This is a genomic window from Pseudomonas sp. NPDC087814 (assembly GCF_044742865.1).
In the GTDB taxonomy this organism is placed as follows: domain Bacteria; phylum Pseudomonadota; class Gammaproteobacteria; order Pseudomonadales; family Pseudomonadaceae; genus Aquipseudomonas.
This window is the reverse complement of the sequence record NZ_JBIUVK010000016.1, coordinates 118,712-128,442: the sequence shown is the minus strand read 5'-3', so window position 1 is coordinate 128,442 and position 9,731 is coordinate 118,712. Positions and strand designations below refer to the sequence as shown.

Annotated in this window: 10 protein-coding genes; 4 read left to right on the top strand and 6 right to left on the bottom strand. The window is 62.2% G+C overall.

Annotation, left to right across the window (positions count from 1 at the left end; translation table 11 throughout):
- Positions 1 to 164: 164 nt before the first annotated feature.
- The gene (locus ACIOMR_RS15225; protein ID WP_401195009.1) at positions 165 to 1,220 is read left to right on the top strand and encodes a permease; all 1,056 of its coding nucleotides are present in this window, start codon (positions 165 to 167) and stop codon (positions 1,218 to 1,220) included.
- A gap of 128 nt (positions 1,221 to 1,348) precedes the next feature.
- Here ACIOMR_RS15225 and mnmH read toward each other — a convergent pair whose 3' ends face one another.
- The 4 genes from mnmH to ACIOMR_RS15205 all read right to left on the bottom strand — a co-directional run bounded on the left by mnmH (position 1,349) and on the right by ACIOMR_RS15205 (position 4,609).
- Positions 1,349 to 2,452 carry a tRNA 2-selenouridine(34) synthase MnmH gene (mnmH, locus tag ACIOMR_RS15220; RefSeq protein ID WP_401195006.1) on the bottom strand — a complete coding sequence of 368 codons (1,104 nt, stop codon included), beginning with the start codon at positions 2,450 to 2,452 and terminating at the stop codon, positions 1,349 to 1,351.
- The gene (gene selD / locus ACIOMR_RS15215; RefSeq protein ID WP_003211248.1) at positions 2,452 to 3,486 is read right to left on the bottom strand and encodes a selenide, water dikinase SelD; all 1,035 of its coding nucleotides are present in this window, start codon (positions 3,484 to 3,486) and stop codon (positions 2,452 to 2,454) included. The genes mnmH and selD overlap by 1 nt, the downstream gene beginning before the upstream one ends.
- Before the next feature lie 84 nt (positions 3,487 to 3,570).
- A complete protein-coding gene (locus tag ACIOMR_RS15210) occupies positions 3,571 to 4,317 on the bottom strand; it encodes a TerC family protein (RefSeq protein WP_087694101.1) in 747 nt (248 codons plus the stop codon).
- A 28-nt stretch (positions 4,318 to 4,345) separates the two neighbouring features.
- A complete protein-coding gene (locus ACIOMR_RS15205; RefSeq protein WP_023658942.1) occupies positions 4,346 to 4,609 on the bottom strand; it encodes a hypothetical protein in 264 nt (87 codons plus the stop codon).
- A gap of 134 nt (positions 4,610 to 4,743) precedes the next feature.
- On the opposite strand from ACIOMR_RS15205, the gene nhaR reads away from it, so the two are divergent.
- Positions 4,744 to 5,646 (top strand): transcriptional activator NhaR, encoded by a 903-nt coding sequence (nhaR, locus tag ACIOMR_RS15200; protein ID WP_401195002.1) that lies wholly within the window; start codon positions 4,744 to 4,746, stop codon positions 5,644 to 5,646.
- Positions 5,647 to 5,650: 4 nt separating this feature from the next.
- Here the strand turns inward: nhaR and ACIOMR_RS15195 are convergent, their stop codons facing one another.
- Positions 5,651 to 6,805, bottom strand: a complete 1,155-nt coding sequence (locus ACIOMR_RS15195; RefSeq protein ID WP_008435923.1) for an MFS transporter — start codon at positions 6,803 to 6,805, stop codon at positions 5,651 to 5,653.
- Between the two features lie 214 nt (positions 6,806 to 7,019).
- On the opposite strand from ACIOMR_RS15195, the gene sstT reads away from it, so the two are divergent.
- Complete coding sequence (gene sstT / locus ACIOMR_RS15190; RefSeq protein ID WP_401194999.1) at positions 7,020 to 8,240, top strand: serine/threonine transporter SstT; 1,221 nt, start codon at positions 7,020 to 7,022, stop codon at positions 8,238 to 8,240.
- 70 nt (positions 8,241 to 8,310) lie between these two features.
- Here the strand turns inward: sstT and ACIOMR_RS15185 are convergent, their stop codons facing one another.
- Entirely contained in the window at positions 8,311 to 8,820 is a 510-nt protein-coding gene (locus ACIOMR_RS15185) for a DUF1993 family protein (RefSeq protein WP_003211233.1), read from the bottom strand.
- A 126-nt stretch (positions 8,821 to 8,946) separates the two neighbouring features.
- Between ACIOMR_RS15185 and ACIOMR_RS15180 the strand changes: the two genes are divergently transcribed.
- A complete protein-coding gene (locus ACIOMR_RS15180) occupies positions 8,947 to 9,594 on the top strand; it encodes a YceH family protein (protein WP_003211232.1) in 648 nt (215 codons plus the stop codon).
- The last annotated feature ends 137 nt before the right edge of the window (positions 9,595 to 9,731 follow it).

Below are 9,731 nucleotides of genomic sequence, written 5' to 3'. Positions count from 1 at the left end.
CCCCCCCCCCCCCCCCCCCCCCCCCCCCCCCCCCCCCCCCCCCCCCCCCCCCCCCCCCCCCCCCCCCCCCCCCCCCCCCCCCCCCCCCCCCCGCCACAGTGCTTCGGAGGCGGCCTTGTACAGCGTATGATGTTGCGCTATTGACTCACCTGCGGATCATCTACATGTCCAACCTCTCCTCCACCCAGCCTGCCCGGGGCTGGTCCTTCTGGTGGAAACCAGCGCTGTTCCTGCTGGTGGCCTGCGTCGGCCTCTACTACGTGAAATGGTCGCCCTACTACGCCAAGGCGTTTATCGCGGCAGACAACCACAGCATCGGCGCCTCGATTCTCAACGACCAGCAAAGCGCGCCACTGGCCGCCGCGCTAGCCTATGCCCAGGTGTATTTCCTGGCGATCTGGAAGGCTGCGGTGCTGGCGGTCATTCTCGGCTCATTGCTGCAGGTGCTGATCCCACGGGACTGGCTGCTGCGCCTGTTTGGCCGTGCCGGGCTGGGATCTACCCTGCGTGGCGGGCTGTTCGCCCTGCCGGGGATGATGTGCAGTTGCTGCGCCGCTCCGGTGGCGGCCGGTATGCGTCGGCAGAAAGTCTCGGTCGGCGCGGCGCTGGCGTTCTGGATTGCCAACCCGGTGCTGAACCCGGCGACACTGGTGTTCATGGGATTTGTGCTGGGCTGGGGCTTTACCGCGCTGCGGTTGGTGGCCGGGATCGTGCTGGTGGTGGGTGTTTCGCTGGTGGCGCAACGCATCGCGCGGCCGGAGCAGGTACCGGAAGCCGCGCTCGACGCCGTGGCCCAGGCCAGCCATGCCGAAACCGAACCGTTCCTGACCCGCTGGCTGCGCACCCTGTGGCAGCTGTTCTGGAGCACGATTCCGGTGTACATCCTGGCGGTGCTGATCCTCGGCGCGGCGCGGGTCTGGCTGTTTCCCCACGTTGACAGCGCCATGGCCAACAGCCTGGTGTGGCTGGTGCCGCTGGCGATTGTCGGCACGTTGTTCGTGATCCCGACCGCCGCCGAAATCCCCATCGTGCAGACCATGATGACCCTCGGCATGGGCACCGGCCCGGCCGTGGCCTTGCTGATGACGCTGCCGAGCGTGAGCCTGCCGTCGCTGCTGATGCTGCGCAAGGATTTCGATGCGCGGGTACTGGTGACCGTGGCCGGGCTGACGATGCTGATGGGGGTGGTGTGTGGGCTGATCGGGGCGTTTATTCTGTAGTGATCGAGTGAATTCGAGGGCCTCTTCGCGAGCAAGCCCGCTCCCACATTCGACCGCATTCCTACAGGATAAACGCGGTCGAATGTGGGAGCGGGCTTGCTCGCGAAGAGGCCGGCCAACTCAATCAATTACTTACGCCGAGCGAGCCTGTCCCGGAAATACTCCACCACCGCCGCTTGCTCTCCCGCAAACTCGATGCGTGCGCCTTTGCTTTCCCGCTGGAACGCATACATCGGGTCGTAGTACTCACGCAACAGCCCTTCAATCCAGCCGCGGTGCAAATCCACCGCGCCGCTGCTGGCTTGTTCTGCCAATGCTTCCTGCATGATCGCGTGCAACCGCGCAAACCGCTCGCCGCCCAGGCGCTTGTGGATATTGGCCAGGCTCTGGGTCAGGCGCTCGGCAAACAGTTCCTGGCCAGTGTCGCCAAACACCGCGACAAACTCGGCGCAGAGGTCCACTACATAATCCTTCAGGATGCGCTCCACCCGGCCTTCAACGCTGTCTTCCAGCCAGACCATCGGGAAGCCCTGCATGCCTTTGTGCAAGGGCAACGGCAGCGCGCAGCTGCCGATCATGCGGCTCTCATCCTCGACCACAAACTGCTCGATACCGACGGCGCGCTTTTTCAGCAGGTCCACCGCCAGGCGGTTTTCGAAGTCGATGTTGGAAGGTTGCGCCGTAGCGCGTTTGCCGAAGCTGGAACCGCGATGGTTGGCGTGGCCTTCCAGGTCCAGGGCGTTGTTCAACTGGCCGAGCACTTCGGTCTTGCCGGTACCGGTCATGCCGCCCAACAGTACGAAGTCGCATTGCGCGGTGGCGCTTTCAACCGTGTCGAGCAGGAAAGTCCGCATGGCCTTGTAGCCACCGCCCACTCGCGGATAGTCGATACCCGCCTCGGTTTTCAACCATTGCTGGGCAATCTGCGAACGCATCCCGCCGCGAAAGCAGTACAGCAGACCATCCGGATTGGCCTGGGCAAAACGCGCCCAGTGTTCGATACGTTCGGCCTTGATCGCCCCGGACACCAGTTCGTGCCCGAGAACAATGGCCGCCTGCTGGCCTTGCTGCTTGTAACAGGTGCCCACCCGTTCGCGCTCGTCGTCGGTCATCAACGGCAGGTTGACCACCCCGGGAAACGCGCCCTTGATGAACTCGATCGGCGCGCGGGTATCCATCATCGGCCGGTCGTTGAGAAAGATATCGCGGTAATCGGTGATGTCGATGGGCATCAGAACACCTCTACCGCGTTGGTCTGTCGCTCAACCAGTTCGCCGATCGGCTCAAGGTTCAGGCCCAGCTCCGCCGCCACGGCGAGGAATTCGGCATTGCCTTCGGGGGTGACCGCCACCAGCAGCCCGCCGCTGGTTTGCGGGTCGCACAGCACGCGCTTGTGCAGTTCGTTCAGGCGCCCCAGCTTGCTGGCGTAGCTGTCGAAATTGCGCAAGGTGCCGCCGGGGACGCAGCCCTGTTCCAGGTAGTACTCAACCCCGGGCAGGCGTGGGACTTTTTCGTATTCAATGCGGGCAGTTAATTGGCTGCCGTCGGCCATTTCCACCAGGTGGCCCAACAGGCCGAAACCGGTGACGTCGGTCATGGCCGTGACACCGGCCAGCTTGCCAAAACGGCTGCCGGGTTTGTTGAGGGTGCACATCCAGTCACGGGCCAGGCCCACGTCGGCCTCGCGCAGCTTGCCCTTCTTCTCGGCCGTGGTGAGGATGCCGATGCCCAGGGGTTTGGTCAGGTACAGTTGGCAACCGGCGGTGGCGGTGTCGTTGCGCTTCATGTGGCGCTTTTCCACCAGCCCGGTGACGGCCAGGCCGAAGATCGGCTCGGGGGCGTCGATGGAGTGGCCACCGGCCAGGGGAATCCCGGCAGCGTCACACACGGAACGGCCGCCGCGAATCACTTCCCGGGCAATCTCCGGAGCCAGCACGTTGACCGGCCAGCCGAGAATCGCGATGGCCATCAACGGATCGCCGCCCATCGCATAGATATCGCTGATGGCGTTGGTGGCGGCAATGCGGCCGAAGTCGAAGGGGTCATCGACGATCGGCATGAAAAAGTCGGTGGTGGACACCACGCCGCGCTCCTCGTCGATGGCGTACACCGCCGCGTCATCGCGCGAAGCGTTGCCTACCCAGAGCTTGGGGTCGAGGTTCTGTGCGCCACTGCCGGCGAGGATCACTTCCAGTACCTGAGGTGAGATCTTGCAACCGCAACCAGCACCGTGGCTGTATTGGGTCAGGCGAATCGGCTCGTTCATGGGTATCCCTCAAGGCGTCAAGTGGGCGGATTCTAGCAGACAGCAAAAGGCCGACTGCATGCAGTCGGCCTTTATGTTCAGCCCTTAGTGTTTGGCAGCAAGCCGTTTATGCCGGTTGCGTCGCATCATGTTCAGGCATTCGATAGCCGCCGAGAACGCCATGGCCGCATACACATAGCCTTTTGGCACATGGGCGCCGAAACCTTCGGCGATCAGCGTCATACCGATCATGATGAGGAAGCCCAGGGCCAACATCACAATGGTCGGGTTGTCGTTGATGAACTTGGCCAGCGGCTCGGCCGCCACCAGCATCACGATCACCGAGACCACCACGGCAATGATCATGATCGGCAAGTGCTCGGTCATGCCCACGGCGGTGATGATGCTGTCGATGGAAAACACCATGTCCAGCAGCAGGATCTGGCCAATCGCCGAGGCGAAGCCCAGGGTCACGCTCGGCGCGCCGGTGTCCACATGCTCCTTCTCGGGGTCCATGCTGTGATGGATCTCGGTGGTAGCCTTCCACACCAGGAACAGGCCACCGGCGATCAGGATCATGTCTTTCCAGGAGAACGACTGCCCCAGGATGTCGATGACCGGCTCGGTCAGCTGCACGATAAAGGCGATGGTGCTCAACAGGCCCAGACGCAGGATCAATGCCATGCTGATGCCGATGCGGCGGGCCTTGGCCCGGTGCTTCACCGGCAACTTGTTGGTGAGAATCGAGATAAAGATCAGGTTATCGATCCCCAGCACGATCTCCATGACGATCAGGGTGGCCAGTGCGATCCACGCGGTCGGGCTGGCGGCCAGTTGTAAAAGGTAATCCATAGGTCATTCCTGGTGTTGTGTGCGGGTATCAGGTTTCTTGGGAGGTGGACTCAGGCTTGCTGTCTTCCTGTTCCGGCTTGTCCGGCTTGCCTTGCGGCGGTGCGATCAAGCCCTTGGTCGCGTCACTCAACGCCTGTTCGGCGGCCTGGTGGGTGTCGTCAATCACTTGCTTGGCCGACTCGGTGGCCTTGCCCAGCAGTTGTTGCGCGCTTTTTTCCGCTTGGTCACAGCCACTGAGCATGACTAATGAAAGCCCAAGTAACGCCGTTGCGCCCAGGGAATTGAGTTTCATGATGCGTTCCTCGTTAGAACCGTCGGGTCCAAGTAGTGGCCCCTCGATAGCGACGCATTCTATGCAGGGTAACACTTCAGGAAAATTCGTATTTTTTTCGTTTATACTTCGGTTTTCACGAAGTATTGGCCGCCATGCTCAATTACCGACAACTGCACTACTTCTGGGTCGTCGCCAAGACCGGCAGCATCGTGCGCGCCTGCGAGCAACTGAACCTCACGCCGCAGACCATCAGCGGGCAGATCAGCCTGCTGGAACAGACCTTTGGCGTGGCATTGTTCCAGAAGGTCGGGCGCCAGCTGGAGCTGACCGAAGCCGGGCGCCAGGCGCTGCCCTATGCCGAGCAGATGTTCCAGCTGGGCAATGAGCTTGAAGCGATGTTGCGCACCCAGCCCAATGAGCAGCAGATCCTGTTCCGGGTTGGCGTCGCGGATGTGGTGCCCAAGTCCATCGTCTATCGGCTGATTGCGCCAACCATGGAGTTGAGCGAGCCGATCCGCATCACCTGCCGTGAAGACAAACTCGAACGCTTGCTGGCGGACCTGGCGATCCAGCGCCTGGACCTGGTGATCTCCGACAGCCCGATGCCGCCGCACCTGGACATCAAGGGCTACAGCCAGAAGCTCGGGGAATGCGGCATCAGCTTTTTCGCAACCCAGGCATTGGCTGACCAGCATCGCAGCGATTTCCCACAATGCCTGCAGGGTGCGCCGCTGTTGATTCCGGGGGCGGAGACGGTGGTGCGCAGCCGTTTGCTGCGCTGGTTTGCCGAGCAGCAGATCCAGCCTCGGATTGTCGGGGAATTTGACGACAGCGCGTTGATGCAGGCCTTTGGCCAATCCGGCAGCGGGATTTTCATCGCGCCGAGCGTGATTGCCGACGAAGTGGAACGCCAGTATGGCGTGGCGCTGATCGGCCAGACGGATGCGGTGACCGAGTCGTTTTATGCAATCTCGGTGGAGCGCAAGGTCAAGCACCCCGGCATCGTGGCGATTACCGAAGGTGCCAGACGGGAGCTGTTCACTTCCCTGCCCTGAAGGCTCAGGCGCAGACGGCGCGGGTCTTGGCGGTCATCAGCCACAGCGCCAGCAGGATCGACAACAGGATAAAGCCCGCCGCGGCAAACCCGAGGCTGCCCAGGCCCAGGGTGTCGATCACGTGCCCGCCCACCAGCGCCCCCAGGCCAATACCCAGGTTGGCCCCGGCAATGTTCAACGAGGCGGCAAACGCCGGCGCATGGGGTGCGGCCTTCATCAGTCGCACATGGCTGACCAGAAACAATGCCGCCTGGGTCACGCCCCATACCGCCATCGCCGCCGCCAACCCGATCGTGGAATGGATGGCGGGCACCAGCGCCACCATGCCGGCGATCATGAAACCGCAGAACACCATCGACGCAATCAGCGGATGACGGTCGACCATGCGCCCGCCCAAAGAGTTGCCGATCAGGCCGACCGCGCCAAAGCCCATGAGGCACCAGCCCACTACCGTGCCGTCAAAACCCGCCAGGCGTTCGAGAATGTCTGCCAGGTAGGTGTAGGCGGTGAACATCCCGCTGAACACCAGGATCGACAGCAGGATATGGCCCTGCATCAGCGGGCTGCGCAAGATCTTGAACTGCGAGCGCAGGCTGACCTGGTCGTTCTTTGCCCGGGTCTTCGGCAGGTAGATAAACAGCAGCAGGGCCTTGGCGAACGCCACCACCGCAAGAATGCCAAAGGCGGTGCGCCAGCCGAACATATCGGAAATCAGCGTGCCCACCGGGATCCCGAAGACCGTGGCACACACGATGCCGAAGCCGATTTTTTCAATCGCGCGGCCGGCGAAGTCCGGCCCCACAATGTCCACCGCTGTCTCGCTGGCCAGGGCCCAGAACACCGGCAATCCCAAGGCAGGAATCAGGCGCGCCAGGGACATGACCCAGATATTCGACGCGATCGCCGCCAGAGTGTTGGCCAGGCCGAACATGATCAGAATCGTGATAAACAGCCGCTTGCGCTCGAACCGGGCGAAATATGCGGTGAGGAACGGGCCAAACGCCGCCACGGTGAAGGCGAACAACGTCACCAGCAACCCGGCCTGGGACACGCTTACATCGAGGTCCCGGGCGATGGAAGGCAACAGGCCGACGATGATGAACTCTGTGGTCAGCACGGTAAAACCGGCTGCCGACAACAGCAGGATCGGAAACAACATCAAAAACTCCAGAAAACAGCGACATCAACGACAGCCCGGAGGGCCCGCTGATAGAGAAGAAATAAGAGGATGGGCAATGTTAACAGAATGTGTCCCATCGTGGTGACGGAACGCCGCACCCGGATTAGACGTTTCCTACAGATGTTAGACTTCGCCCCTGCCAGATTCATGCTGCCTAGCTGCATCTATTAAAAAAACCAGAGACAACCTTTTTATGACTGCTGCCCCTCCCCTCTTTCAACGCCTGATGTCTATCAGCCTGGTCACCCAAATTGTCATCGGCCTGATCGCCGGTATCCTGTTGGCCCTGCTGTTACCCGACGTCGCACAAGCCACCGGGTTTATTGGCAAGGTCTTTGTCTCGGCGCTCAAGGCCGTCGCGCCCATCCTGGTATTTGTGCTGGTGATGGCCTCGATTGCCAGCCACAAGCACGGCCAGGAAACCCATATCCGCCCGATCCTGTTCCTGTACCTGCTGGGCACGTTCGCTGCCGCCGTGGTCGCGGTGATCGCCAGCACGCTGTTCCCCTCCTCGCTGGTGCTGGCCACCCACGATGTGGCCGTCAGCCCTCCCGGCGGTATCGGTGATGTGTTGCAAAGCCTGTTGCTGAGCGTGGTGGACAACCCGGTCAGCGCGCTGATGAACGCCAATTTCATCGGTATCCTGGCGTGGGCCATCGGCATGGGCATCGCCATTCGCCATGCCAGCGACACCACCCGCACCGTACTGGGGGACCTGTCCAACGGCGTCACGCTGATCGTGCGCATGGTGATCCGCTTCGCGCCCCTGGGGATTTTCGGCCTGGTGGCCTCGACCCTCGCCACGTCCGGCTTCGGCGCCCTGCTGGGCTACGCACACCTGCTGCTGGTGTTGATCGGCTGCATGCTGTTCGTCGCGCTGGTGATCAACCCGGCCATCGTGTTCTGGAAGCTGCGCCGCAACCCTTACCCACTGGTGCTGATGTGCCTGCGGGAAAGCGGGATCACCGCGTTTTTCACCCGCAGTTCGGCGGCCAACATTCCGGTCAACCTGGCGTTGAGCAAGCGCCTGGGCCTGCATGAAGATACCTACTCGGTGTCGATCCCGCTGGGCGCCACCATCAACATGGCCGGCGCAGCCATCACCATCACCGTGCTGACCCTGGCCGCCGTGCACACCCTGGGCATTGCCGTGGACATCCCCACCGCCGTGCTGCTCAGCGTGGTCGCGGCGGTGTGTGCCTGCGGCGCGTCGGGGGTTGCCGGGGGCTCGCTGCTGTTGATCCCGCTGGCGTGCAGCCTGTTCGGCATTCCCAGCGAAATCGCCATGCAGGTGGTGGCCGTCGGCTTCATCATCGGCGTGTTGCAGGACTCGGCGGAGACCGCACTGAACTCGTCCACCGATGTGTTGTTCACCGCTGCCGCGTGCCTGGGCAAGGAAGAACAAGCCGCGTAGACCTTGCGCGCACAAAAAAAGCCCGGGGCAGTTCGTGAATGAACCGCCCCAGGCTTTTTTATTACAAGGCTTAGAACGCGCCCATGTAGTCGCGCTTGCCCACTTCCACGCCGTTGTGACGCAGCAAGGCGTAAGCGGTGGTGACGTGGAAGAAGAACTGCGGCAGGCCGTAGCTCAGCAGGTACGACTGGCCGCTGAAGCGCTTCTCTTTCGGGGTGCCAGGGCGAGTGATGATCTCGATGCCTTCTTTACCGTCGACCTGGGCCGGGGTGATGGTGTCGATAAACGCCAGGACCTTGGCGATCAGCGCTTGCAGGTCGGCGAAGGTGACTTCTGTATCGTCGTATTTCGGAACTTCGATTTCAGCCAGGCGGGCAGAAACGCCTTTGGCGAAGTCGACGGCGATCTGCACCTGGCGCACCAGCGGGAACATGTCCGGGTACAGGCGTGCCTGCAGGAAGGCGTTCGGGTCGATGTTCTTGGCGGTGGCGTGGGCCTCGGCCTTGTTCAGCACATCGCTCAGGGCGTTGAGCATTTGCTTGAAGACCGGGAGGGAAGCGGCGTACAGGGAAATAGTCATGACAGTCTCGACAGTTGTGGCAGGGTTTGAAACAGCCGCGATTATAGACATGCCGGACACCGGCGCCGCTTGTCTTTTATTTTTTCAGGATTAGGCTAGTGAGCTCACTGCATTAGGGAAAGCGCGATGACCACCGAGCACGACACCACTTCCGAAGAACCGCGCCTGAACAGCACGGAAATCCGCATCCTTGGCTGCCTGATCGAAAAACAGGCCACCAGCCCCGAAACCTACCCGTTGACCCTCAACGCGCTGGTGATCGCCTGTAACCAGAAAACCAGCCGCGAACCGGTGATGAACCTCAGCCAGGGCCAGGTTGGCCAGAGCCTGCGGGCCCTGGAAGGCCGCGGGTTTACCCGGCTGGTGATGGGCAGCCGCGCCGACCGCTGGGAGCATCGGGTGGACAAGGCGCTGGAGCTGGTGCCGGCCCAGGTGATTCTCAGCGGGTTGCTGTTCCTGCGGGGGCCGCAGACGGTCAACGAACTGCTGACCCGCAGCGGGCGCATGCATGACTTTGAAGACGCCGAGCAGGTGGTGCATCAACTGGAACGCCTGATTGCCCGTGGGCTGGCGTTGTTGGTGCCGCGTCAGTCGGGGCAGCGGGAAGATCGGTACATGCACGCCCTGGGCGACCCGGCGGACATTGAAGCGATCCTGGCGGCACGTGGGAATCCGGTGGAGCGTGGTGCGGGAAGTGGGGTTTCCCTGGAGCGTATCGAAGAGCTGGAAGCGCGGATTGCGGCGCTGGAAGAGCGCCTTTCGCGGCTCGAGTAATGTTTGTGGTGAGTGGGCTTCTGTGGTGATGGAGCTTTTGTGGCGAGGGAGCTTGCTGTGGCGAGGGAGCTTGCTCCCGCTGGAGTGCGTAGCGCTCCCATTTTCTTGGGGCTGCTGCGCAACCCAGCGGGAGCAAG

Bases quoted from the DNA above. Each gene is read 5' to 3' on its own strand.
- ACIOMR_RS15225 (WP_401195009.1), top strand. From the start codon at position 165: ATGTCCAACCTCTCCTCCACCCAGCCTGCCCGGGGCTGGTCCTTCTGG.
- mnmH (WP_401195006.1), bottom strand. From the start codon at position 2,452: ATGCCCATCGACATCACCGATTACCGCGATATCTTTCTCAACGACCGG.
- selD (WP_003211248.1), bottom strand. From the start codon at position 3,486: ATGAACGAGCCGATTCGCCTGACCCAATACAGCCACGGTGCTGGTTGC.
- ACIOMR_RS15210 (WP_087694101.1), bottom strand. From the start codon at position 4,317: ATGGATTACCTTTTACAACTGGCCGCCAGCCCGACCGCGTGGATCGCA.
- ACIOMR_RS15205 (WP_023658942.1), bottom strand. From the start codon at position 4,609: ATGAAACTCAATTCCCTGGGCGCAACGGCGTTACTTGGGCTTTCATTA.
- nhaR (WP_401195002.1), top strand. From the start codon at position 4,744: ATGCTCAATTACCGACAACTGCACTACTTCTGGGTCGTCGCCAAGACC.
- ACIOMR_RS15195 (WP_008435923.1), bottom strand. From the start codon at position 6,805: ATGTTGTTTCCGATCCTGCTGTTGTCGGCAGCCGGTTTTACCGTGCTG.
- sstT (WP_401194999.1), top strand. From the start codon at position 7,020: ATGACTGCTGCCCCTCCCCTCTTTCAACGCCTGATGTCTATCAGCCTG.
- ACIOMR_RS15185 (WP_003211233.1), bottom strand. From the start codon at position 8,820: ATGACTATTTCCCTGTACGCCGCTTCCCTCCCGGTCTTCAAGCAAATG.
- ACIOMR_RS15180 (WP_003211232.1), top strand. From the start codon at position 8,947: ATGACCACCGAGCACGACACCACTTCCGAAGAACCGCGCCTGAACAGC.